Raw genomic sequence first — 24,409 nt, forward strand, 5'->3', positions numbered from 1 at the left:
CCTTAGGAGGTCGGACGCTCAGTCGTCGGCCAGCATGTCGGGGGTGAGCACCGCCTCGGTGTCGGGGATGCCCAGCTCCTCCGCCCGCTTGTCGGCCATGGCGAGCAGCCGCCGGATCCGGCCGGCGATCGCGTCCTTGGTGAGCGCCGGGTCGTGGAGCTGGCCGAGCTCCTCGAGAGACGCCTGCTTGTGCTCGAGGCGGAGGCTGCCGGCCTGGCGCAGGTGGTCGGGGATCTCGTCGCCGAGGATCTCGAGCGCCCGCTCGACGCGCGCGCCGGCGGCGACGGCGGCACGGGCGGACCGGCGCAGGTTGGCGTCGTCGAAGTTGGCGAGCCGGTTGGCGGTGGCGCGCACCTCGCGCCGCATCCGCCGCTCCTCCCACGCCATCAGCGACTCGTGGGCGCCGAGGCGGGTGAGCAGCTGGCCGATGGCGTCGCCGTCACGGATGACGACGCGGTCGACGCCCCGGACCTCGCGGGCCTTGGCCTGGATGCCGAGCCGGCGAGCGACACCGACGAGGGCGAGGGCCGCCTCCGAGCCGGGGCAGGTCACCTCCAGCGACGAGGAGCGTCCCGGCTCGGTGAGGGACCCGTGGGCGAGGAAGGCACCGCGCCACGCGGCCACGGCGTCGCAGGCCGCCCCTGCCACGACCGCGGGCGGCAGACCGCGCACGGGCCGGCCGCGCTGGTCGAGCAGTCCGGTCTGCCGGGCCAGCGCCTCGCCGTCGCGGGTCACCCGGACGATGTAGCGGCTGCCCTTGCGGATGCCGTTCGCCTGCACGATCGTCACCTCGGCCGAGTGGCCGTAGACGTCGGCGATGTCGCGGCGCAGCCGACGCGCGGCGGCGCCGGTGTCGAGCTCGGCCTCGACGACGATGCGTCCGTTGACGATGTGGAGACCACCGGCGAAGCGCAGCGTCGACGCCACCTCGGCCTTGCGGCAACAGGTCTTCGTGATCTGGGTGGCGGAGAGCTCCGCCTTGACCTGTCCCGTCATCGCCATGAACGCGATCCTTTCACGCTCGTCAATCAACCTCACAGCCGTGGGTGGACCCCCGACATGCGAAAAGTAGTGTGCGCCACGTGGACGTGCAGTCGATTGCGTATCGGACCGACCTCGCCCTCCTGGAGCTCGGCGGATCGGTCGTCGAGGATCGGGGCGATCGGCTGGTCGTGCGCACACCCCACAACCCCACGTTCCACTGGGGGAACTTCCTCCTGCTGGACCGTCCGCCGGCCGCCGCGGACGTGCCGGTGCTGCTCGCCGACGTCGACGCCACGTTCCCCGACAGCACCCACCGGGCCATCGGCGTCGACGGCCCCACGAGCGACCCCGACGCACTCGCACCACTGGTGGCGGCCGGGCTCTCGCTCGACGTCGCCGCCGTCATGACCGCCCGGGCGACGCAGGCCCCGCCGCGGCCGAACGCCGACGCGACGTACCGGCCTCTGGCGAGCGACGAGGACTGGCAGCAGCGGGTCGCCCTCGCGGCCCGGTGCAACGAGGACCACCCGGCCGACGAGTACCTCGCGTTCATGAGCAGCAAGGCCCGCACCGACCGTGCGCTGACCCAGGCGGGCCACGGAGCCTGGTGGGGTGCCTTCGTCGACGGCCGCCTGGTCAGCAGTCTCGGGCTCTTCCGCGCCGGCGAGGGATCGGCGCGCTTCCAGAGCGTCGAGACCGACCCCGCCTTCCGAGGACGCGGGCTCGCCGGGACGCTCGTCCACGAGACGAGCCGGTGGGGACTGGCCGAGCTCGACGTCGAGACCCTCGTGATGGTCGCCGACCCCGACTACGTCGCCATCCGCATCTACCGATCGGTCGGCTTCGCCGAGACGGAGCGGCAGACCCAGCTGCACCAGCCGGACCGGCGGGTCAGCCGGCCATGATCTCGGCGTAGGCCCGGGCGAGCTTCTCCGGGTCGTGCCGCGGGGTCCCGTCGCCGACGCTCACGTCGCCCAGCACCAACCGCGCGCCGCAGGCGTGCACCGCCTCCCGCAGCTCGTCGAGGCCCTCGCCGACCGATGACCGGTCGGCCAGGACCGCGTCGACGCGGAGGTCCGGCGCGTGGCTGAGCAGTACGGCGAGGTGGTCGGCCGGTCCGAAGCCGGGCGTCTCCCCCGCCTGCTCGGCGAGGTTGAGGACCACGACGACCCGGGCCGGCGTCGTCGCGAGCGCGCCACGCAGCGCGGGCACCATCAGGTGCGGCATGACCGATGTGAACCAGGAACCCGGCCCGATGAAGATCCAGTCGGCGCCGCCGATCGCCTCGAGGGCGACCGGCGCCGCGGGCGGGTCCTCCGGGACGAGGGCGATGGAGTCGATGACGCCGTCCGTGGTGGCGACCTCCACCTGGCCGCGCACGGCGACCAGCGCGTCGGGGTCACCGGGCGCCAGCCCGCGCACCTGGGCGGTGATGTCCATCGGGACCAGCGCCATCGGCATGACGCGCCCCTTGGCGCCGAGGAGCCTGCCGACCAGGTCCAAGGCCGCGACGTTGTCGCCGAGCAGCTCCCACAGGCCGACGATGAGGAGGTTGCCGAGGTTGTGGCCGTTCATCTCGCCCTCACCGGCGAACCGGTGCTGGAGCACCTCGGCCCAGGTCGTCCCCCAGTCGTCGGTGGCGCAGAGCGCGGCGAGCGCCATCCGCAGGTCGCCCGGCGGCAGCACGTCGAACTCACGGCGCAGCCGGCCCGACGAGCCCCCGTTGTCGGCGACGGTGACGACGGCGGTCAGCTCGTCGACGGTGAGGTCGTCGACGAGCAGCCGCAGCGCTGACAGCGACGCGTGCAGACCGTGGCCGCCACCGAAGGCGACGACGGACTGGGCGCGGTCCTCCCGCTCCGTCATTCGCGCCCCAGGTCGCGGTGGAGAGCGCGGGCGACCAGGCCGCGGTCCTGGAGCCGGCGCGCGATCTCCTCGGCCATGGCGACGCTGCGGTGCTTGCCGCCCGTGCAGCCGAGCGCGACTCGCATGAAGCGCTTGCCCTCGCGCAGGTAGCCCTCCGCGACGCCCGCCAGGACCGGGACGTAGCCGGCGAGGAACTCCTGGGCGCCCGGCCGGCTGTAGACGTAGGCGGACACCTCGGGGTTGTCGCGGCCGTTGCCGGGGCGCAGCTCGGGGACCCAGTGCGGGTTGGGCAGGAAGCGCATGTCGGCGACGAAGTCGGCGTCGATCGGGATCCCGTACTTGAAGCCGAAGCTGACGACGGTCACCCGCAGCCGGGTCGTGTCAGGCGTCCCGAACGCCTCGGCGATGCGGTCGGTGAGCTGGTGGACGTTGAGGTTGGAGGTGTCGATGACGAGGTCGGAGTTGGCGCGCAGGTCCGCCAGCGCGACCCGCTCGCGCTCGAGGCCGTCGAGCAGGCGGCCGCTGCCCTGCAGCGGGTGCGGGCGCCGAGCGGCCTCCTGGCGGCGTACGAGGACCTCGTCGTTGGCGTCGAGGAACACCAGCGTGGCCTTGCGGCCGGTGCCCTCGTGGACGAGCGCGCGCCCGATCTCGTCGAAGAACGACCCGGACCGTACGTCGACGACGACGGCGATCGGCTGCTGCCGACCGCGGCTGTCGTCGACGAGCCGGACCACGTCGGGCAACAGCGACGGGGGGAGGTTGTCGATGACGAAGAACCCGAGATCCTCGAGCTCCTTGGCGGCCGTGCTCCGCCCCGCCCCGGTCATGCCCGTCACGACGACGAGCTCGCCGGCCTGCTGCTCCGCCACTCAGGTCTCCTCGACTTCTCCGGTAGCCGTGTTCACGGCCACGCCGCCGCCATTCTTCTCGACGGCCGACTTGATCGCAGCAGCGGTCGTCGGTCCGATGCCCGGAACCGCGCCGATCTCGTCGGCGCTGGCCGCGCGCAGCTTGCGGAGCGAGCCGAAGTGCTTGAGCAGGGTCTTGCGGCGCACCTCCCCCAGCCCGGGCACGTCGTCCAGCACGCTCTCGACCATCGACTTCGAGCGGCGCGAGCGGTGGTGGGTGATCGCGAACCGGTGCGCCTCGTCGCGGACGCGCTGCAGCAGGTAGAGCCCCTCGGACGAGCGCGGCAGGATGACCGGGTCGGCCTGCCCGGGCATCCACACCTCCTCCAGGCGCTTCGCGAGACCGCACACCGGGACGTCGTCGATCCCCAGCTCGTCGAGGGCGCGTACGGCGGCCGCCACCTGCGGCGCGCCACCGTCGACGACCACCAGGCCGGGTGCGTAGGCGAACTTCCGCGGCCGGCCCGTCTCCGGGTCGACCAGCATCGGACCGCGCTCCGTCGCTGGTCCTGAGCCGGTCGAAGGGTTGACCTCGGTCGAGGTGGCCTGCTCGTCGAGCAGCCGTCGGAACCGGCGCGTGATCACCTCGTGCATCGCGCGGACGTCGTCGGAGCCCTGCTGGCCGCGGATCACGAACCGGCGGTACTCCGACTTGCGGGCAAGGCCGTCCTCGAACACCACCATCGACGCGACGATCTCGGAGCCCTGCAGGTGGGAGATGTCGTAGCACTCGATCCGCAGCGGCGCCTCTGGCAGCTCGAGCGCCTCTCGGAGCTCCTCGAGCGCCTGGTTGCGCGTGGTGAGGTCGGAAGCCCGCTTGGTCTTGTGCAGCGCCAGCGTCTGGCCCGCGTTGCGGGCCACCGTCTCGAGCAGCGTCTTCTTGTCGCCGCGCTGCGGGACCCGCACCTGGACCCGGCTGCCACGGAGGTCGGAGAGCAGCTCCTCGACCACCTCGGCCTCGGGCGGGAGGGCCGGCACCAGCACCTCGCGCGGGATCGAGTCGGGGTCACCGGCGTAGAGCTGGAGCAGGAAGTCCTCGACCAGCTTGTCGGTCTCCCCCTCGTCCATGCGGTCGGCGACCCACCCGCGCTGGCCGCGGATCCGGCCGCCGCGCACGTGGAAGACCTGCACAGCGACCTCGAGCGGGTCCTCGGCCAGGGCGATCACGTCGGCGTCGGCACCGTCGCCGAGCACGACCGCCTGCTTCTCGAGGGCACGCTCCAGGGCGCCGAGGTCGTCGCGCAGCCGGGCGGCCCGCTCGAACTCGAGCGCCTCGCTGGCGGCGTACATCTCCTTCTGGATGCGCCGGACGAACCCCGACGTGTGGCCGCCCATGAAGTCGCAGAAGTCGTCGACGATCTGGCGGTGGTCCTCGGCGCTGATGTTGCCGACGCAGGGGGCGCTGCACTTGTCGATGTAGCCGAGCAGGCACGGGCGGCCGACCTGCTGGCTGCGCTTGAAGACTCCGTTGCTGCAGGAGCGCATCGGGAAGACCCGGAGCAGCACGTCCACGGTTTCCCGGATCGCCCAGGCGTGGCTGTAGGGACCGAAGTAGCGGGTGCCCTTGCGCTTGGCGCCGCGCCCGACCATGACTCTCGGGAACTCGTCGGAGACGGTGACGGCCAGCCACGGGTAGGACTTGTCGTCGCGGTACTTCACGTTGAACCGCGGGTCGAACTCCTTGATCCAGGAGTACTCCAGCTGGAGCGCCTCGACCTCGGTGTTGACGACCGTCCACTCGACGCTGGCGGCGGTCGTGACCATCGTCGCCGTGCGCGGGTGGAGGCTGCCGATGGGCTGGAAGTAGTTGGAGAGCCGCGCCCGCAGGTTGATCGCCTTGCCGACGTAGATGACCCGACCCTTCGGGTCGCGGAAGCGGTAGACGCCTGGCTGCGTCGGGATGTCCCCGGGCCGGGGTCGGTAGCTCCTCGGATCAGGCACGCCCCAACCCTACGGCGAGGGTCGGACAACCCGGTTGACCCGGCCGCCGACATGGATGACCCTGCCAGGAGAGACACGGCGCTCGGGCTGCCCCAACCCTATCTCTACTAAGTTAGTATGGTTCAGGTGAAGCGCGACCCCTATGGCTACGCACTGACGACGAGCGACGCGGCGGCGGCGGCCTACAGCCGCGGGCTCCTCGATCTGCTCTGCCTCCGGACGGGGGCCTCGGACCACCTCGCCGAGTCCATCGCGCACGACCCGACCTTCGCCCTGGGACACGCTGCCCTCGCGCTCCTCGGTCACGAGATGAGCGTGCCGATCGACGTGCAGGCCCGCATGCAGGCGGCGGCGCTCCACGCCCACCGCGCCACCGAGCGCGAGCGCAGCCACGTCCACGCCATCGGCGCCCACCTCGAGGGCGACTCTCGCCCGCTGGTCGCGCACCTGGCGGCGTACCCGCTCGACGCGCTGCTCCTCTCCTCGGCCGTGCCGACCATCGCCTTCGCGGGGGTCACCGAGGTCCCTGAGGAGGCGTGGGCGATCGTCGAGCGATGTCGCCCGTCCTACGGCGACGACTGGTGGTTCTCCGGCCTGCTGGCCTTCATGCGCCAGGAGCAGGGCCGGTTCGACGAGGCGATGGACCTCTCCGTGGCGTCGCTGGCCGTCGAGCCGGCCGCCGGGCACTCCGCCCACGCCCGGGCCCACGCCCACTACGAGACCGGCGACCACGCGGCGGGCCTCGCCTGGATGGATCGCTGGGTCGTGGGCGACGGTGCGAGCACCGACTCGCTCTCCCACTTCTCCTGGCACGCCGCGCTCCACGAGCTGTCGCTCGGCGACCTCGACGCGGTACGCCGTCGCTACGAGACGCAGCTCCAGCCGGACGGCGCGCGTGGCTGTCGGGCGCTGGTCGACTCGGGGTCACTGCTCTTCCGCTGGGCCCTCACCCCCGGGGCGACCGGCGTGCCGGACGCGGCCGACGTCATCGGCGCCACCGCGCCCGAGACGCTGGAACGGCCGCCCACGCCGTTCCTCGCGCTGCACGTGGCCGTGGCCCAGCTCGCCGTCGGCGACACCGTTGCGCTCGACCGGCTCGCGGCCTGGGCGGCGCGCCACGACCACCCGACCCAGCGCGAGGTGGTGGCTCCCCTGGCCCGCGCGCTCCGGCTGATGGCGGGCGGCCGACACGCCGAGGCGGCCGCGGGGCTCGCCGCCCTCGCCCAGGACGTACGTCGGCTGGGCGGCTCCGACGCCCAGCGCGAGGTCGTCGAGGAGGCCCGGATCGCCGCGCTGCTCCGGGCCGACCGGTGGGAGGAGGCGCGGGTCCTGCTCGACGCGCGGCTCGACCGGCGCCGCTCGCCGCGCGACGAGGCGTGGCTGGCGACCGCGGCGCCGGCCGCGAACCGCTGAGCGTCAGCCGATCTGCACGATCTGGATGAGGTTGCCGCACGTGTCGTCGAAGACGGCTGTCGTCACGCCACCGGCATCGAGCGGCTCCTGCACGAACCGCACCCCCAGCCCACCGAGCCGCTCCCGCTCGGCGCGCACGTCGGGCACCGCGAACGACGTGAACGGGATTCCGTCGGCGACCAGGGCCTCCTTGTAGGGCCGGACCGCGGGATGCCCGTCCGGCTCCAGCAGCAGCTCTACCCCGTCGGGGTCCTCCGGCGCGACGACCGTCAACCACGCGTAGTCGCCGACCGGCACGTTGGTCTTCGGGAGGAAGCCCAGCGTCCGGGTGTAGAAGTCGAACGCCTTGCGCTGGTCGTCGACCAGCACACTCGTCACATGGATCCGCATCCGTCACCTCCTGGCAGACGCAACGAATCTACGTGCCCGTACGCACTCAGGCGACGGTGATCTGCCCGTTCGCCACGGTGATCGCGACCTTCGGAAGCGGCCGCGACGCCGGTCCGCCTTCAACCGACCCGTCGTCGATCGAGAACTTGCTGAGGTGGCACGGGCAGTCGATGGTGCCCTTGCTCACCGACCCCACCTGGCAGCCCTGGTGCGTGCAGGTCGCGCTGAAGGCCTTGAACGTGCCCGACTCAGGCTGCGTCACGACGAGGTTGAGGTCGCCGTAGATCTTGCCGCCACCGACCGGGACGTCGTTGGTCGGACCGACCACCGTCCCGGTCTTCGTGCGGGGCGTCTCGCTCGCGCTGGACCCACCGCCCCCGCCGCCGCAGGCGGCGAGCACCGGCAGTCCCACCGTGAGCCCGGCCGCTCCGGCGAGGGTCGTACGTCGGCTGAGCTGGTCGGACATCGGGTCTCCTGGTCGGTGGTCGTCGATCGCGGCGAGCCTAGTCCGCCCGCCTGTGTCACGGCTGTGCGCCGTGGCGGGTTCAGCTGGCCTTCTTGGCCCGCCGCCGCACCGGCTTCGACGCGGCCGCCTCGCGACCGTCGAGCAGCGGCTTGAGGAAGCGGCCCGTGTGCGACTCGGAGTGCGCGGCCACCTCCTCCGGCGTGCCCTCGATGACGACCGTGCCGCCCTTGTTGCCGCCCTCGGGACCCATGTCGATGATCCAGTCGGCCGTCTTGATGACGTCGAGGTTGTGCTCGATGACGAGGACGGTGTTGCCCTTGTCGACCAGGCTGGAGAGCACGCCGAGCAGCTTGCGGATGTCCTCGAAGTGGAGGCCGGTCGTCGGCTCGTCCAGCACGTAGACGGTGCGGCCGGTGGAGCGCTTCTGCAGCTCGCTCGCCAGCTTGACCCGCTGCGCCTCGCCGCCGGAGAGCGTGGTCGCCGGCTGGCCCAGCCGGACGTAGCCCAGTCCGACCTCGAGCAGCGTGTTGAGGTGCCGGGCGATCGCCGGGACGGCGGCGAAGAAGTCGACCGCCTCCTCGATCGGCATGTCGAGGACCTCGCCGATGTTCTTGCCCTTGTAGTGCACCTCGAGCGTCTCGCGGTTGTAGCGCTGCCCGTGGCAGACCTCGCACGGCACGTAGACGTCCGGCAGGAAGTTCATCTCGATCTTGATCGTGCCGTCGCCGGCGCACGCCTCGCAGCGACCGCCCTTGACGTTGAACGAGAACCGGCCCTGCTGGTAGCCGCGCATCTTCGCCTCGGGCGTCGAGGCGAACAGCTTGCGGACGTGGTCGAACACGCCGGTGTAGGTCGCCGGGTTGGACCGCGGCGTACGCCCGATCGGGCTCTGGTCGACGTGGATGACCTTGTCGACGTGCTCGAGACCGGTGATCGTGCGGTGCCGGCCGGGGATGGTCCTGGCGTTGTAGATCTGCTTGGCCAGCGACGTGTAGAGGATGTCGTTGACCAGGGTCGACTTGCCGGAGCCGGACACGCCGGTGACGGCCAGGAAGACGCCGAGGGGGAAGGAGACGTCGATGTCCTTGAGGTTGTTCTCCTTGGCGCCGAGCACCTTGAGCTCGCGGCCCTTCGTCGTCGGGCGGCGTACGGCGGGTACCGGGATCTCGCGCTTGCCGGCCAGGAACTGGCCGGTCATCGACTTCTCGTTCTCGTAGAGCTCCTTGACCGTGCCGCTGTGCACGACGTGGCCGCCGTGCTCGCCGGCGCCCGGACCGATGTCGACGACCCAGTCGGCGACCCGGATGGTGTCCTCGTCGTGCTCGACGACGATGAGCGTGTTGCCGAGCTCCTTGAGCCGCACCAGGGTCTCGATCAGCTTGGCGTTGTCGCGTTGGTGCAGGCCGATCGACGGCTCGTCGAGCACGTAGAGGACGCCGACCAGGCCGGCACCGATCTGCGTCGCGAGCCGGATGCGCTGCGCCTCGCCGCCGGACAGCGAGCCCGAGGGGCGGTCCAGCGAGAGGTAGTCGAGGCCGACGTCGAGCAGGAACTGGAGCCGCTCCTGGATCTCCTTGAGGACCCTCTCGGCGATCTGCTTCTCGCGGACGCTGAGCTGGACCGTCCGCAGGTAGGCCGACGCCTCGTCGATCGGCAGCGCGCAGACCTCGGCGATGTTCTTGCCGGCCACCCCCGTGACAGGGTCCTTGGCGCCGAGCGTGACCGCCATCGACACCGGCTTGAGCCGGCTGCCGGCACAGGTCGGGCAGGGCACCTCGCGCATGAAGCCCTCGAACCGCTCACGGCTGGTGTCGGACTCCGCCTCGCGGTGCCGGCGCTCGACGTAGGAGCGGACGCCCTCGAACTCCGCGTCGTAGGCCCGCTGGCGGCCGTAGCGGTTGGTGGTGACGACGTGGACCCGGCGGACGTGGCCGTCGAGGATCGTCTTCTGCGCCTTCGCCGACAGGTCCTCCCACGGCGTGTTGAGGTCGAACCCGATCTCCTTGCCCAGCGCGCCGAGGAGGCGCAGGAAGTAGTCGGAGATGTGGGCATGGCTCCACGGCTGGATGGCACCCTCCCCCAGCGTCGCCTGGGGGTTGGGGATGACGAGCTCCGGGTCGACCTCCATCCGGGTGCCGAGGCCGTGGCAGGCCGGGCAGGCGCCGAACGGGCTGTTGAAGGAGAACGAGCGGGGCTCGAGGTCGTCGGTGTCGATGACGTGGTCGTTGGGGCACGACATCTTCTCGGAGAACTTCAGCTCGGTCTTGTCGTCGACGAAGTCGATGAGCACGAGACCGCCCGCGAGCTCGAGCGCCGTCTCGACCGAGTCGGTGAGGCGACGCTTCGACGACTCCTTCACCTGGAGCCGGTCGATGACCACCTCGATCGTGTGCTTCTTCTGCTTGTCGAGCTTCGGCGGTGTGTCGAGCGTGTGGGTCTCGCCGTCGACGCGCGCTCGGGAGTAGCCCTGGCTCTGGAGCTGCGCGAACAGGTCGACGTACTCGCCCTTGCGGCCGCGGATGACCGGCGCCAGCACCTGGAACCGCTTGCCCTCCTCGAGCGCGAGGATCCGGTCGACGATCTGCTGCGGCGTCTGCCGCTCGATCGGCGCGCCGCAGGTCGGGCAGTGCGGGCGCCCCGCGCGCGCGTAGAGAAGACGGAGGTAGTCGTAGACCTCGGTGATCGTGCCGACCGTCGAGCGCGGGTTCTTGGACGTCGACTTCTGGTCGATCGACACCGCCGGGCTGAGGCCCTCGATGAAGTCGACGTCGGGCTTGTCCATCTGGCCCAGGAACTGGCGGGCGTACGCCGACAGCGACTCGACGTAGCGTCGCTGACCCTCGGCGAAGATGGTGTCGAACGCGAGGCTGGACTTGCCGGACCCGGAGAGACCGGTGAACACGATCAGCGCATCGCGTGGCAGGTCGAGGGAGACGTCCTTCAGGTTGTGCTCCCGAGCGCCCCGGATGATCAGCTGGTCGGCCACGCCGCTCCTCTTCGTGATGATTGGACCCTGCTCGCAGACTCCCGCAGAGTCGAACAGGTGTTCGCCATGGTAGCAGGAGCCACCACGGTGGTGCGGGTGCCAGGATGGTCCCCGTGAGCCACCCCACACCGACCGCGGAACTTCTCCGCACTGCCTCTCAGCGCCTGGTGCGCACCGTTGATTCCCTGCCGGGCGATGCGTGGCGCCGACCCAGCCTGCTCCCCGAGTGGACCGTCGCGCATGTCGTCGCCCACCTGGCCCTCAACGCCGAGGCCCTGACGGGGGGTCTCGTCGGTGTCATCGAGGGCGAGCCCGTGACGATGTACCGCTCGGGCGAGGACCGCGACGCCGACATCGACAAGCTCGGCGCGGAGGCGCCCGAGGAGATCCGCGACCGGGTGATGGCCTCGGTGACCCGGCTGGCGGCAGCGATCACGGCGCTGCCCGAGGAGCTGGCCGGCACGAGGATCGAGCGCACGCCGGGGTCGGGCCTCCTCTTCCCGGCCGGGGCCGTCGCGTCGATGCGGCTGCGCGAGGTCGAGATCCACCACGCGGACCTCGGGGCGGGCTACGCGCCGGCCGACTGGCCGGAGGAGTTCACCCGGGTGCTCCTCGACCACGAGGCCGGCCACTGGCACGGTCCGGGCGTCCTGGCCGTGGCGAGCGACCTCGGCGAGTCGTGGGAGATCGGTACGCCGGGACCGACCGTGACCGGGCTGGGTCACGAGCTCGCGTGGTGGACGACCGGGCGGCCGCCGTACCCAGGGACGGCCGGGCCCACCAGCGACGACGGCGTGCTGCCGGGAATCGAGGCGATGTGAGCTACACCGGAGTGGTCAGGCCGGGCGGCCTCTACGACGGCCGGGACCTGCTCCACCTGACGATCCACAAGGTCGCCGTGGACCCCAAGATGTCCAACAACTGCTACCTGCTGCGCTGCCGGCACACCGGCGCGCAGGTGCTCATCGACGCGGCGGCGGAGCCCGATCGCCTGGTCCCCTGGATCGGCGCCTCCGGCCTCGACGCCGTCATCACCACGCACCAGCACTGGGACCACCACCGAGCCCTCGCCGACGTCGTCGGCGCGACCGGTGCGGCGACGATCGCCGGCGAGCCCGACGCCGCCGCCATCACCGAGCAGACCGGCGTACCGATCACCCGCGCGGTCACGCAGGGCGACCGGATCGCCGTGGGCGAGTCGGAGCTCGAGGTGATCGCCGTGCGTGGGCACACGCCCGGCTCGATCTGCCTGCTCTACACCGACCCGGCCGGCCCCCCACACCTGTTCACCGGCGACTCGCTGTTCCCCGGCGGCGTCGGCAACACCTTCGGCGACATGGGGGCGTTCGAGCAGCTCATCAACGACGTGGAGGAACGGATCTTCCAGCGGCTGCCGGACGACACCTGGTTCTACCCCGGTCACGGGAATGATAGTTCTCTAGGTGTGGAACGTCCCCACTTAGCCGAGTGGCGCGAGCGAGGCTGGTAGTGGCCACGTATCTTGCTCACCCGACCTCGTCGGCTCGGAGGTCGGTTTGGGCAGTTGCAGCGACCCGCGTCGCCTTCGCGGAACGGTGGAACGTCTCGGGCATCTACCACTCGACTCTGGGGTGCCCTGCGCTTCGCGACTCAGACGACGCGGCGCGCGAAGCGATGCTGGAGTTCGACCTCACAAGCGGTCAGAGATGGGAGTGGCTACATCACGGACCGAGTGGCTGGACTCGCACAGATGCCATTGAGCAAGGCGTCGCGGGCTGGCGTCCATGCCTGCGTTGTGGAGGCGATCCGGCACCGGCACCGCTCGTGTGCCCGGAGTGTTTCCTGACGATCTGCGACTGCTAGTCACGGAACGCTGGTGCTGGGCGACGGCGCGCCCACCGGGGGCAATCTGCCCTTCTTACCCAGGCGGACCGGCGCTTAGGGCAAAATCCGCTGGGTGTCAGTGACGATCTACGAGGTGCTTGGCGACCTCCGTGCGCAGGCCCTCGATGAGCGCGACAAGGGCGACAAGTTCGAGCGTCTCATCAAGACCTACCTACTCAACGACCCCGAGTGGGCTGCTCGGTTCTCCGACGTGTGGCTGTGGACCGAGTGGGAGGGGCGCCAGGGTCGCCCAGACACCGGCATCGACCTCGTGGCCGCCCTGCGGGACGAGGACGGCTACGCGGCGGTCCAGTGCAAGTTCTACGCACCCGGAGCGACCGTCTCCAAGGGCGACATCGACTCCTTCCTCTCCGCCTCTGGCGGCAAGGAGTTCACACGCCGCTACATCTTCGACACCGCCAAGTCCTGGTCCCCCAACGCCACCGACACCCTGGCCCACCAGGCCGTGCCGGTTCAGCGGATCGACATCGCCTGGCTAGAGGAGTCGGCCTTCGACTGGTCCCAGTACTCCTGGGCAACCCCCGAGGTGCTCGTCTCCACGGGCAAGAAGGCCCTCCGCCCCCACCAGCAGTCAGCCCTTATCGATGTCTTCGACGGCTTCCGCGCCCAGGAGCGCGGCAAGTTGATCATGGCCTGCGGCACCGGCAAGACCTACACCTCGCTCAAGATCGCGGAGGAACTGGTCGGCCCAGGCGGCACGGTTCTGTTCCTGGTGCCCAGCATCCAACTGCTCTCGCAGAGCCTCCGGGAGTGGATGGCCAACACCGAGGTCGAGATTCGCCCGTTCGCGGTCTGCTCCGACGTGCGGGTCGGTCGCCAGACCAACACCGACGACGCCGACATCTCCGTCATCGACCTGGCCGAGCCCGCGACGACTGACGCGCCGACCCTGGTCGCGCGGATGAACGTTGGCAAGCACGCCACCGAGCGGATGACGGTCGTCTTCTCGACCTACCAGTCCATCGACGTGATCCACCAGGCCCAGGAACTCGGGCTGACCGAGTTCGACCTGGTCATCTGCGACGAGGCACACCGCACCACCGGCGTCACTCTCGCAGGCGGCGACGAGTCGGCGTTCGTGAAGGTCCACGACGACGCCTACCTCGCCGCCCAGAAGCGCCTCTACATGACCGCCACACCCCGCGTCTTCGGTGAGGAAGTCAAGCGCAAGGCGACCGAGGCCGAGGCCATCCTTGCCGACATGGCCGATGAGACCGTCTACGGCCCGGAGTTCCACCGACTCGGCTTCGGGGACGCCGTCGAGGCCGACCTACTCACCGACTACAAGGTCCTCGTCCTCGCAGTGGACGAGGAGTACGTGGCCGAGAACTTCCAGAACGCCATGGCGACAGGTGGGGAGATTGCCCTCGGTGACGCCGCCAAGTTGATCGGCTGCTGGAACGGCCTCGCCAAGCACTACGGCACCGCCGACCAGGATGCTGAGGGCGGCAACCTCAAGTCGATGAAGACCGCCGTCGCCTTCGCCAAGGACATCAAGGCGTCCAAGACCGCCGCCCAGTCCTTCCCGGTGCTCGTGGACCGGGCCTTGCAGGACGAGCACGAGAGTGGACCGACCAACCGCCTCCGCGTGGAGGCCGCGCACGTGGATGGCACGATGGGCATCCACGAGCGCAACACCCACCTGGCGTGGCTCAAGGAGTCCACGCCCGACGACGTGTGCCGCATCCTCACCAACGCCCGATGCCTCTCCGAGGGCGTGGATGTGCCCGCGCTCGATGCGGTCATGTTCTTGACCCCGCGCGGCTCACAGGTCGATGTGGTGCAGTCGGTGGGCCGCGTCATGCGCAAGGCCCCTGGCAAGGAACTCGGCTACATCATTTTGCCGATCGTCGTGCCCTCCGGGATCGCCCCGGAGGAGGCTCTGAAGGACAACGAGCGCTACCGCGTCGTCTGGCAGGTCCTCCAGGCGCTGCGGTCCCACGACGACCGCTTCCACGCGATGATCAACCAGATCGAGTTGAACAAGCGCAAGACCGACCGGCTCGTCATCGACAACGTCACCCCGCGCCCGGAGGTCGAGTTCCCCGGCGCGGACGCCGACCAGCAGCGGCAGCCCGAGTCTGAGCAGTTGTCCATCGACTACGCCTTCGACGGCTTCCGCGACGCCATGTACGCCCGGATCGTCCAGAAGGTCGGAGAGCGACGCTACTGGGAGACCTGGGCCAAGGATGTCTCCGACATCGCCCAGGCCCACATCACCCGCATCAACGGCCTTCTCGCGAACGAGGACTCCAACCCCGCCAAGGAGTTCGCCGTCTTCCTCGACGGCCTGCGCGGCAACCTGAATGACAACATCACCCGCGACGAGGCGATCGAGATGCTCGCCCAGCACCTCGTCACCCGCCCAATCTTCGACGCCCTCTTCTCGGGCTACAACTTTGCCGCGAACAACCCCGTCGCCCAGACCATGGAGTTGATGCTGGCCTCCCTGGATGAGCACAACCTCGACTCCGAGAACGCCACCTTGGAGACCTTCTACGCCTCGGTCCGGCGACGCGTCGAGGGTGTGAACAATGCCGAGGGCAAGCAGCGCATCCTCATCGAGTTGTACGACAAGTTCTTCGCCACAGCCTTCAAGAAGACCGTGGACAAGTTGGGCATCGTCTACACCCCGGTCGAGATCGTGGACTTCATCCTCAAGTCCGCCGACGACGTTCTCCGTGCTGAGTTCGGGCAGGGGCTCACCGACGAAGGTGTCCACATCCTCGACGGCTTCACCGGCACCGGCACCTTCATGGTCCGGCTCTTGCAGTCCGGTCTCATCGAGTCTCACGACTTGGCTCGCAAGTACGCCAACGAACTGCACGCCAACGAGATTCTGCTCCTGGCCTACTACATCGCTGCGGTGAACATCGAGACCACGTACGCGGACCTGACCGGAGAACCCAAGGACTTCCCCGGCCTCATCCTGACTGACACATTCCAGTCCTGGGAGCCAGACGACCGGCCCGACCTGGACGTGTTCCCTGAGAACAACGCCCGCCTCGAAGCACTCAAGAAGTTGCCGATCACCGTCATCGTCGGCAACCCGCCCTACTCCTCTGGTCAGGACTCGGCCAACGACAACAACGCGAACGAGAAGTACCCGTCGCTGGACGAAGAAATCCGGAACACCTACGCCGAACGTTCCACCGCCACCAACAAGAATTCGCTCTACGATTCCTACATCCGCGCCATCAAATGGGCGACCCTCAGGATCAAAGATCGAGGCGTCATCGCGTTCGTAACCAACGGCGGATTCATCGACTCGAATACGGCTGACGGTCTGAGGACAACACTCGCAGAAGAGTTCGCCTCCATCTACATCTACAACCTGCGCGGCAACCAGCGCACCGCAGGCGAGCAGTCTCGGAAGGAGGGCGGCAAGATTTTCGGCGGTGGTAGCCGCGCGACCGTTGCCATCACTGTCCTCGTCAAGGACAACGCAAAGGCTGGCGAGGCGACCATCCACTACACGGATGTGGGGGACTACCTCACAAGAGAACAGAAGTTGGAGAAGGTCTCGCAGGCGGCGAGCGTCTATGGGCTCGCCTCGTCAGCGATCGTGCCCGACGAGCATGGCGACTGGCTCAACCAACGGCGCGACGATTTCGGGCGGTTCCTAGCCCTCGCCGGCGATGGAGAACGCGTCTTTTCAGAGTTCGGTCCAGGCGTGCAGACGAACCGCGATGCATGGGTCTACAACGCGTCTTCCGCAAGGCTTCGCGAACACATGACGAAAGCCGTCGAGTCCTATGGACAGGCCCTCGCGGGCAGGCGCTCAGACGACCCCGCCGCCATCAAGTGGTCCTCATCGCTCGACGCCAAGTTGGCCCGAGGCGAGCGGATCGAGTTGGCAAAGGCTGAGCCTCGTGTGGTCCAGTACCGGCCCTTCGAGAAGACACGCTTGTATTCAGATGTCTGGTGGATTCACAGGCCTGGCGTGCTCCGCCGGACGTATCCAGCCGCGAAGACGTTCAATCACGGCTTCTACCTCACCGGCACGGGTTCCGATCGTCCCTTCAGCCTCTTCGCCTCAAGCGTGCCCGTCGATCTCGCCTTCTGGGGTTCGAGCAGCGGCCAGTTCTTCGCCCGCTGGAGATACGAAAGGGTGGCTGAACCCGGCATGCTCGACCTCACCGGAGGCGGCAACCAGACGGACGGCTACCAAAGGTTCGACAATGTCAGGGATGAGGCGCTCAAGCGGTTCCAGGCCGCGTATCCGGACGAAGCAGTCACCAAGGACGACATCTTCTTCTACACCTACGGCCTGCTTCACTCTCCGTCGTACCGGGAGACCTACGCCGCTGACCTCAAGAAGTTGCTCCCACGCATCCCGATGGTCCGCGCCTTCGAGGCCTACGTGGCCGCAGGCCGTGCATTGTCGAGCCTCCACCTCCGCTACGAGTCCGTGACGCCCTACCCGCTGGAGGGGCTCGACACCCAGCCGACCGGCGATGCCTACGACTTCTTCGCGGTCGGCGGCAAGAAGATGTCCTTCGGCAAGCCGAGTGCCGCCCAGAAGGCCGCTGGCGAGCGCTCCGACCGCTCCGTCATCCATTACAACGACCGCATCACGCTGCGCGGCATCCCCGAGGACGCCTACCGATACATGCTCGGCTCCAGGTCCGCCATCGAGTGGATCATCGACCGCTATTACGTGAAGACCGACAAGGCTTCCAAGATCATCAACGATCCCAACGACTGGTCTCGGGAGGTCGGAGACCCGCGCTACATCCTCGACCTGCTCGCGCGCGTCGTCACGGTCTCCGTCGAGACCAACAAGATCGTGGACGCCTTGCCGCCGCTCGACATCATCGAGGGGGCGTGAGTTCGTGACCGTAGACGTGCCGCAGCCTTACGACCGCAGGGCTGAGGTCGAGCGCCTTCTCGAAGCCGACGACACCGTGCTCGGTCGTCTGTGGCAGTACGAGAAGCAAGGCCTCACGCCCCAGCAGATGGCGGAAGCCGAGGGCACTGCGACGACCGGGTGGGTCTCGATCTACCGCATGCTAGTGCGCGTACTCAGAGACGGTGAGGTACCTACCGCGCCTAGCGTGGCGCAGTCTGCTGGCCGCAGGGTCCGCGCATGGCTCAAGAATCTCGATCTGAGCCCCCAGTTGCGCGACGACCTGATCGCCCAGGAGGTGCTGATCGCGTCGCGCGCGGCGGACCGGGAAGCGCAGAGCGAGGAAGTCGCGGAGGCCGTCGAAGCGACGAAGGCGGCGGAGGCTGCTGGGACCCCCGGCATCTACGTCTACACGCTGCCGCACTACCTGCGGTACCCGTACGACCCCGAGACGGGACGGACCCTGCTGAAGGTCGGGCACTCCTCCAGGGACGCCTACTACCGGGCCTCGTCGCAGGGCAGGCTGACCGCGCTGCCCGAGGACCCGATTCTGCTTCGCATCTACCCCGTCGAGGAGTCGGCAGCGGCGGAGCGCGACTTCCACGGCTGGTTGCGAGACGCTGACCACGCGGGCGGCAGGACGCAGCGGGGCGGCTCGGAGTGGTACGTAACCTCGACCAAGTTTCTCGACCGGATCGCCCGTTCCAAGGGGCTTGAGGTCCGCGAGGTCACCGAGTTCGAGGCGGGCGAGGAGTAGGCGTCATCCGCGCGAACAGCGGCATGCGGGGGCCACTGACGTGCGCGTGCGAATTGGGCGTCTGGATCGTTGATGTCGGAGAAGTCGTCTCAGGGGCGGTTGAGCGGGGCTGAGGCGACAGCGCCATCCGGTTGGTGGGGGCAGGTGCCGACCAGGTGAACGTTGCCGTCCCCGTCGTCAATCTCGATGTGGCACTTGCCTTGGGTGAAGTCTGGAATCGACCACGCGCTGAGGAATGTCTGGTTGCCGCGCGCAGGGAAGTACGGCCAGTTCTCAGACCTCGGCTCGATGACGCGAGGTGAGTCGTCGCCGGTCTTCTTGCCGACAACTGTCACGATCCAGCGAACCGAGTCCGGGTCATCCGTGTGCATCCACTGGTCGGCGTCCATGTCGGTGTTGAAGCCCACCTGGGGCCGATAGTCGTTGCTCATCGTCGTACTCCTGTTGGGGGGCTGCTATGCCTCGGGTGCGTACTGGCCGTGGCCCTGGCCGAGCAGGTGCAGGTCATGCGCTGTGCGGTGCCAGAGTTTCGTATCCGGCGACCTCCTGAAGGCACCAAGCCAGCCGACCGGCTTGCGGACGACATCCACAACCCCCGAGTCCGTGATCGGTGGTTTCTGTGCCAGCCGCAGGTACCAGCCGGGGTAGGTGTCAGCGAGCAAGACAGACCCTTGCTGGCTCCCAACCCTCACGTCGTAGACCTTCGGCGCAGCAGCGAGTTGTCCGAGGTGCGCCCCCTTGCCGGGTGACCAATCGAGGCCCAGCGGCAGCACGGCGTGGTGCCACAGGTGAAACGGGTCGCCCCCGCCCTTCCAGGTGTCCTTCCACGGGCGCTCGTGGCGGCGAGCCTCCCAGGCCGGGGCGTCGGGCAGCCGACCTTGCTGCGTCAATCCCATGCCGACTTGCTCTCCGAACACCTCGGCCTGCTTGATGAAGACATCTGTGATGGCAGCCCAGGCCAGCAAGTCCTCGATGCCGGACTTGCCCCACCAGCGCAGGGCCGCGTTGAGGATCGGGTCGAGAGCCGGGTAGCCCATGTCGCGCCAGCGTGCGAGCCCAACGTCGGGGCGCGTCCAGCCCAGGCCGAACAAGAGCGGCTGGAACATGGGGGTCCAGTAGGCGATGAAGCGGCCATGCCAGTCCGCGACGCCGAGGGCTGGCTTGCGGGGCCGGTGAACCTCGCGAGCGTCTGTGGTGCACGCGTGCCATGCGTCCTTGAGGTGCCAGACCCAGGGGCCGTTGTCGCCCAGTTCTGCCGCCAGCGGCGGCGAGACCTCCCACCCCATGCCCATCTCCCTGTCCGGACCTCGACTTCAAGGTGTCCGTGGCTGATCTACCACAGCCACGCGACAAATGTTGACGATCGTCTACAGCAGTCGAGGCCAGGTGTGTCCAAAGTCAGGTGAGTGTCTGAAGGCCGCCTGTCGTTTTCTGAAAATGCAATTCTTCGAGCCTTCGGGGAACGCGTCCGTGAGTTGCGCACCGAGCGCGGCTGGAGCCAGGAGCAACTGATGGATCGCGCCCAACTCGATCGGTCCTACGTCAGCCAGGTAGAGAACGGCCAGCGAAACCCCAGCCTGCTGGTGATCGCCAAGATCGCCTCGGCGCTCAACGTCGAGCCCGCTGATCTGCTCGTGCCGCGCGGCGGACGGTAGACCGCATCAAACCGTCGCCTGGCAGGCTCATGTCGGATCACCTTCCGGTGCGGCTGTTCCGGCGCGCCCGTGCCACTGGATGCGCGGCAGCCTGCTCTCGGCGTCATACCGAGTGATGGCCTCGTCTAGGCGCTCGCGGGCGTGCGGCTGCCAGTCCCGCACCTCGTCCGAGCCTCGGTCGAGCACCGTGATCAGCGAGTCGAGCATCGCCATGACGCGAGCCATCGTCGCGACCGCGTTCTCCGCTCGGAACGCCGCATAGTGCCAATCGACGCCACGGTCTACATCCACGCGGTGGACCACGGCACGGAACTTCGCGCTCGCGTGGACGGCCCATCCCCGGTAGTCGAACAGTTCCTTGATCCAGGGCCGGAAGAGGCTTGCCGCGCGCCTCCGGACCTTGAGGTGGTATCGGAGCGTCTCGAACACGATTGCGTGTCGAGATGTTCGGCTGCCGTCCTCCTTGACCGTGCGCCACAACTCGCGGGATGGGTGATCTGGAGAACGTGCCTGCACCGACGCGTAGAACGCGTCCACAGCGAAGGCAGCAGCCGAGATTGCCCGCATCGACGCCCGGAGTTCCACGTCCAGAAGGTCCGAAAGCCCCTGGTGGTCCTCCACCGGGCTCCCGGCTGCCTCGGCCAGGGCTAGAGCGTTCGACTCCGCCACGACCGCCTCGTTGGCGTCGAGCGCGGCGACCGTCGCGTCGAGGGCCTCGTGAAGCCAGTGGGGCCACATGTCCATGCGCGTCTCGGGGACCAGTGGGTGAACGACTTCGTCGCCCTCGTCGTTCAACGAGACCAGGATCGTGCCCGCCGGGATGCGGAACTGCGAGCCCCGCTGTATCAAGACGCCTGGCACAGCAGCCCTACGCCTCTCCGAACAGGACTACGAAGATCCCGAAGGGGAACATCACAAGCGCCCATCCGACGAGGAGGCCAACCATCGTCAGATTGCGGGCGAGGACATAGCCGCGCAGGAGTCCGGCGACGACGCGGACGATGACGAGGACGGCACCGATCAGCAAAATTGCGGGCCACGCGTCTCCGCCAGCCTCGGCCACGAGCGCCACTCCAACCCAAAGCGCGGCGAGCGTAGTGAAGGAGACCGCCTGCAGGCGCTCGCTCAAGGCCCGTCCCACGACAACCAGGGCGGCCACGCCAGCCAGGACGACGCCCGCGTCGAGAACCAAGGAAGTACGAGCGTCGCTTGCATCGATCCAAGTAGTCACTGACTTGCCCGCGTCCCGCAGCCACGCCACGTCGAACTTGTCCCCTATGGCGGTGATGGTCTTGCTAGGTCGGTGTGTCTCGAACAAGGCCTGGTGTGGTGGACGCTCACGGTCACGTCCGGGGAGAAAGTTGAGCATCGAACCGAGCCACCTCACCCACACGATCAGTGAGGGAAGCACAACAAGCAGGCCGCTGATCGAGCCCGCGCAGAGCCACACCGCGTAAACCGTCACGCCGAGGAACGCCAACAGTGGGAACACGTCCAAGGTAACCCGTCCCTCTCGCCCGATCGCTGCCCGCGCGCGAGCCTATGGAATTGCCCACGAGGGGCCGAGGCCTCGACAGAAGATGTACCGGGATGTGGTGAGAACCGACGCTGCGGACGACCCAAGTGGGCGGGGTATCTAGGCCCTGAGCCGAGCGCTTGCCACAGCAGACGTAGTAGGTGCGAAAACGGTCGGTTTCGTACAGCCCGTGCTGACAGTTGTAAACATGCCGGAGGAGCCCGGAGAGCGTCTCTATACCCGTTTCAAATTGACGTTCTCAGAATCACGGCCCTCCACGGGTTCACGGACGTCTGGCTCGCTCACCCGGCCAGCGCGGCACGCGGCTCGATCCAGGAGAAGGCCGGAGTGGCCGCAGTGGGGTCGCAGTCGCCCCGAGTTAGCAGGCTGTCCCCGGCGATGAATAACCCGTCCTCGGCTGCCACCGCCATACTCACCAACTCCCGCAGCCCGAGGTACTCGGCGGACTGAAGGGTCGGCGGCGCGGCGTACTTGCGCTCCTTCCGGACTTCCTCCTTGCGGGCAAGGCGAAAGGTCGGGACGCCGATCGGGAGCCGGAGGTAGATGTGGTGAATCAACTGCTTGCCGCCGAACCCCGAGTCGTCAGGAGTCCGGGTCGTGTAAGAGGCGAATCCGCCCAAGGACCGGGCCAGGTCCTGAACGTCGCGCGCCAATTGCTCGGAGACCACGCGGAACTCCGCGCCGGACGCCAAGACGTTGCCGTCTGTGTCGAGCAACCCGTGAAGCATCGCAAGGCGGTCGGCAGGGGAGGCGAGGAGGTAACGCTCGGGCACGAACTTGTCGCGGTCCCGATGACCCCACAGTCCGAGTTCGCGGACGGCCCGAGTGAGCAGGTTCGGGGCGTACTTCTGGCCGCTTGCTGCGTAGAAGACCCAGAAGTTCTCGTGGGTCTCCTTCTCCGACTGGATGGAGCAGCCGAGCCGCGTGGCCTCGGTCCTCACCGCTTCAAGCAGCGCCCTGTCGGTTGACCCGTAAGACGTGGCCCATGGGTGCCTGAAACTGCCGTCCCCGAGGAGCAAGCCAAGCACATAGGCGTCGATCGGCAACGAGCCGTGCTGCTCGCCGTACTGCACCACCGGGCGAGCAGGCAGGCGGTACTTCGGCTGGGCGTACTTCGACGCCCGACTGCTCTGCCGCAGGCCGGAGACCAGCAAGTCCCGGAGGCTCCTCGTCACCCATTTTGCGTTTTTGGTGTTCTTGTTCGCCACCATCCATGGGTGCTCGTCACCACAGTCGAGGTAGCCGTCCCCTGACCGCACCCGGTACGCGGGCTGACTACCAAGGCGAACAACGCCGGTGACCTCAACTGGCCATCCCGCCGATCCCATCACAAAGTCTCCGACGACGAGGTCACCCACCAGGGTCCAGCCGTCCGGGGTCAGAACTCTCTCATCGGCGGCCAGGCCACTTCTCGGTGTCCCAAAGTTGATCGTCACAGCGGGAGTATCGGCAGGTGCCACGGTCCAGCCCGCGCTCCCAATTCATTGCAGCACTGTCGCCTCCATGGCACCCTGCCGAGATGAAGCATCGGTGGCGCGCTGCCAGCGTGGTGCTCATTCCGCTGCTCGTCGGATGCGCGTCAAGCCCGGAGCCGCCGAGGATCAGCAGTGAGCGGTTGGCCGCGTCCGTCCTTGCCGTGGTACTCCCCATCCTGCCTCTGCCCGTCGCGCTCCAGGACAAAGCAGCATCATGTGGCCCGGTGCCCACCCCGTCGAAGGGCGCAAGCACCACCTGCACGCTCATGCTGATCACCGTCGCGATACCTGGGCACACCACCGCTCCCGAAGATCGCCCAACCGATTTGGAGTCGCTCTTGGCGCAGGGCGGTGATGATCCTGGTCAGCCGTCCACGACCCTGACGGAACGCTGCACGGTCGAGTTTCAAGACAGTCGTGGAACGTACTTGGCCAAGTGCGCAGACGCAGCGCCGGTGTCGGGTCGCGTGAAGTAGTCAGTTCTGCCGTCGGAGCGGCGATCATAAAGTCCCGGAAGTTGCCGTCCCAGTAGTGCTTCCCGAGGATCGCGTTCTCTCGGACGTGCGCCCAGTGGTCGTCGTTCCAGGGGTCAACCTTGGGGAAGATGCTCCAGCGCCAGTCCTTCGGGAGTTGCTGGATCGCCGGGTCGTTGGCGCTGAACCGGCCTGAGGGCACGACCATCTGGTTGAAGGAGGCGTGGACGCGGTTGTCGTGCATGCCCGCGTACTCCTTGAGCCACTTCCCCTGCCTCGCGGTGAGGTTGTGGACCTCGCGGACCTCCAGGACCTTCTTGACTGCCGGGTGCTCCTTGGACAGTGCCTCCAGGGCTTGGGCGTCGGTGCTCAGTTCGCCCTTGGCGGTGGTGCGGTTCGTGGTGAGCCCGATCTTCGTGTACAGGGCCTCGCGCATCTGCGGGGTGGAGGCGAGGTTCAGGGACGACAGGTCCTCCCCCGCCATCTTGGAGAGCATGGCGCGGGCGGCGTTCTTCATCTCCTCCTCGAAGGGGACGCCCAGCATCCGCGCCTTCTCGATCGCCTCCCAGTCAACCTCGTGACCGGCGTCCTCCATGTCGCAGAGGATGAACATGATCTGCATCTCGATCTGGTAGATCAGGGAGCGCCCGGTGGAGCGGATCAGCGGTGCCGGGAGGTTGTCGAGCCCCAGGGTCCACACCGCGTCCTCGCAGGCGTAGTCGCGCACCTTCGGATCGAACATGTCGAGCACCGAGAACCGGAGGGCGTCCAGGTCCTTCTTCCTCGCGCCGGGGAACAGGCTCTCCAACTCGGGCTTGCCGGGCG

20 protein-coding genes are annotated in these 24,409 nt (G+C 68.3%); 7 read left to right on the top strand and 13 right to left on the bottom strand.

What is annotated here, in order from left to right:
• Positions 1 to 18: 18 nt before the first annotated feature.
• A complete protein-coding gene (gene whiA / locus QDS12_RS16675) occupies positions 19 to 1,002 on the bottom strand; it encodes a DNA-binding protein WhiA (protein ID WP_279880980.1) in 984 nt (327 codons plus the stop codon).
• Between the two features lie 80 nt (positions 1,003 to 1,082).
• On the opposite strand from whiA, the gene QDS12_RS16680 reads away from it, so the two are divergent.
• The gene (locus tag QDS12_RS16680) at positions 1,083 to 1,889 is read left to right on the top strand and encodes a GNAT family N-acetyltransferase (protein WP_279880983.1); all 807 of its coding nucleotides are present in this window, start codon (positions 1,083 to 1,085) and stop codon (positions 1,887 to 1,889) included.
• On the opposite strand, the gene yvcK is transcribed toward QDS12_RS16680, so the two are convergent.
• The 3 genes from yvcK to uvrC are packed head-to-tail and all read right to left on the bottom strand — an operon-like array spanning position 1,876 to position 5,699.
• On the bottom strand, positions 1,876 to 2,850 hold the full coding sequence (gene yvcK / locus QDS12_RS16685) for a uridine diphosphate-N-acetylglucosamine-binding protein YvcK (protein ID WP_279880985.1): 975 nt from the start codon (positions 2,848 to 2,850) through the stop codon (positions 1,876 to 1,878). The genes QDS12_RS16680 and yvcK overlap by 14 nt on opposite strands.
• Positions 2,847 to 3,719, bottom strand: coding sequence for an RNase adapter RapZ (gene rapZ, locus QDS12_RS16690; RefSeq protein WP_279880987.1), 873 nt, complete (start codon positions 3,717 to 3,719; stop codon positions 2,847 to 2,849). Before rapZ ends, yvcK begins: the two co-directional genes overlap by 4 nt.
• Entirely contained in the window at positions 3,720 to 5,699 is a 1,980-nt protein-coding gene (gene uvrC / locus QDS12_RS16695; RefSeq protein WP_279880989.1) for an excinuclease ABC subunit UvrC, read from the bottom strand.
• Between the two features lie 117 nt (positions 5,700 to 5,816).
• Here uvrC and QDS12_RS16700 point away from each other — a divergent pair, with 117 nt between their 5' ends.
• A complete protein-coding gene (locus tag QDS12_RS16700; protein WP_279880991.1) occupies positions 5,817 to 7,112 on the top strand; it encodes a pyridine nucleotide-disulfide oxidoreductase in 1,296 nt (431 codons plus the stop codon).
• A 3-nt stretch (positions 7,113 to 7,115) separates the two neighbouring features.
• Here QDS12_RS16700 and QDS12_RS16705 read toward each other — a convergent pair whose 3' ends face one another.
• The 3 genes from QDS12_RS16705 to uvrA all read right to left on the bottom strand — a co-directional run bounded on the left by QDS12_RS16705 (position 7,116) and on the right by uvrA (position 10,954).
• Positions 7,116 to 7,502, bottom strand: a complete 387-nt coding sequence (locus QDS12_RS16705; protein WP_279880993.1) for a VOC family protein — start codon at positions 7,500 to 7,502, stop codon at positions 7,116 to 7,118.
• A 46-nt stretch (positions 7,503 to 7,548) separates the two neighbouring features.
• Entirely contained in the window at positions 7,549 to 7,968 is a 420-nt protein-coding gene (locus QDS12_RS16710) for a Rieske (2Fe-2S) protein (RefSeq protein ID WP_279880995.1), read from the bottom strand.
• Between the two features lie 79 nt (positions 7,969 to 8,047).
• A complete protein-coding gene (gene uvrA / locus QDS12_RS16715) occupies positions 8,048 to 10,954 on the bottom strand; it encodes an excinuclease ABC subunit UvrA (protein WP_279880997.1) in 2,907 nt (968 codons plus the stop codon).
• Between the two features lie 113 nt (positions 10,955 to 11,067).
• Between uvrA and QDS12_RS16720 the strand changes: the two genes are divergently transcribed.
• From QDS12_RS16720 to QDS12_RS16735, 4 genes are all read left to right on the top strand, one after another.
• Positions 11,068 to 11,775 carry a maleylpyruvate isomerase family mycothiol-dependent enzyme gene (locus QDS12_RS16720; protein WP_279880999.1) on the top strand — a complete coding sequence of 236 codons (708 nt, stop codon included), beginning with the start codon at positions 11,068 to 11,070 and terminating at the stop codon, positions 11,773 to 11,775.
• Positions 11,772 to 12,443 carry an MBL fold metallo-hydrolase gene (locus QDS12_RS16725; protein WP_279881001.1) on the top strand — a complete coding sequence of 224 codons (672 nt, stop codon included), beginning with the start codon at positions 11,772 to 11,774 and terminating at the stop codon, positions 12,441 to 12,443. The genes QDS12_RS16720 and QDS12_RS16725 overlap by 4 nt, the downstream gene beginning before the upstream one ends.
• A gap of 447 nt (positions 12,444 to 12,890) precedes the next feature.
• Positions 12,891 to 17,669 carry a type ISP restriction/modification enzyme gene (locus tag QDS12_RS16730; RefSeq protein WP_279881003.1) on the top strand — a complete coding sequence of 1,593 codons (4,779 nt, stop codon included), beginning with the start codon at positions 12,891 to 12,893 and terminating at the stop codon, positions 17,667 to 17,669.
• Positions 17,670 to 17,673: 4 nt separating this feature from the next.
• Positions 17,674 to 18,444: a hypothetical protein gene (locus QDS12_RS16735; RefSeq protein WP_279881005.1), complete on the top strand. Its 771-nt coding sequence runs from the start codon at positions 17,674 to 17,676 to the stop codon at positions 18,442 to 18,444.
• 89 nt (positions 18,445 to 18,533) lie between these two features.
• Here QDS12_RS16735 and QDS12_RS16740 read toward each other — a convergent pair whose 3' ends face one another.
• Both QDS12_RS16740 and QDS12_RS16745 read right to left on the bottom strand, forming a co-directional pair.
• Positions 18,534 to 18,875, bottom strand: coding sequence for a hypothetical protein (locus tag QDS12_RS16740; protein WP_279881008.1), 342 nt, complete (start codon positions 18,873 to 18,875; stop codon positions 18,534 to 18,536).
• Positions 18,876 to 18,899: 24 nt separating this feature from the next.
• Entirely contained in the window at positions 18,900 to 19,730 is an 831-nt protein-coding gene (locus QDS12_RS16745; RefSeq protein WP_279881011.1) for a hypothetical protein, read from the bottom strand.
• Positions 19,731 to 19,850: 120 nt separating this feature from the next.
• On the opposite strand from QDS12_RS16745, the gene QDS12_RS16750 reads away from it, so the two are divergent.
• Positions 19,851 to 20,099, top strand: a complete 249-nt coding sequence (locus tag QDS12_RS16750) for a helix-turn-helix transcriptional regulator (protein ID WP_279881013.1) — start codon at positions 19,851 to 19,853, stop codon at positions 20,097 to 20,099.
• Positions 20,100 to 20,126: 27 nt separating this feature from the next.
• On the opposite strand, the gene QDS12_RS16755 is transcribed toward QDS12_RS16750, so the two are convergent.
• The 4 genes from QDS12_RS16755 to QDS12_RS16770 all read right to left on the bottom strand — a co-directional run bounded on the left by QDS12_RS16755 (position 20,127) and on the right by QDS12_RS16770 (position 24,392).
• Positions 20,127 to 20,894, bottom strand: coding sequence for a hypothetical protein (locus QDS12_RS16755; RefSeq protein WP_279881015.1), 768 nt, complete (start codon positions 20,892 to 20,894; stop codon positions 20,127 to 20,129).
• Between the two features lie 73 nt (positions 20,895 to 20,967).
• Complete coding sequence (locus tag QDS12_RS16760) at positions 20,968 to 21,597, bottom strand: hypothetical protein (protein ID WP_279881018.1); 630 nt, start codon at positions 21,595 to 21,597, stop codon at positions 20,968 to 20,970.
• A gap of 320 nt (positions 21,598 to 21,917) precedes the next feature.
• Positions 21,918 to 23,072, bottom strand: coding sequence for an LAGLIDADG family homing endonuclease (locus tag QDS12_RS16765; RefSeq protein WP_279881021.1), 1,155 nt, complete (start codon positions 23,070 to 23,072; stop codon positions 21,918 to 21,920).
• Between the two features lie 312 nt (positions 23,073 to 23,384).
• On the bottom strand, positions 23,385 to 24,392 hold the full coding sequence (locus QDS12_RS16770) for a DNA polymerase (protein ID WP_279881023.1): 1,008 nt from the start codon (positions 24,390 to 24,392) through the stop codon (positions 23,385 to 23,387).
• Positions 24,393 to 24,409 lie beyond the last annotated feature (17 nt).

It is taken from the genome of Nocardioides sp. CER19 (assembly GCF_029846275.1).
GTDB lineage: Bacteria > Actinomycetota > Actinomycetes > Propionibacteriales > Nocardioidaceae > Nocardioides.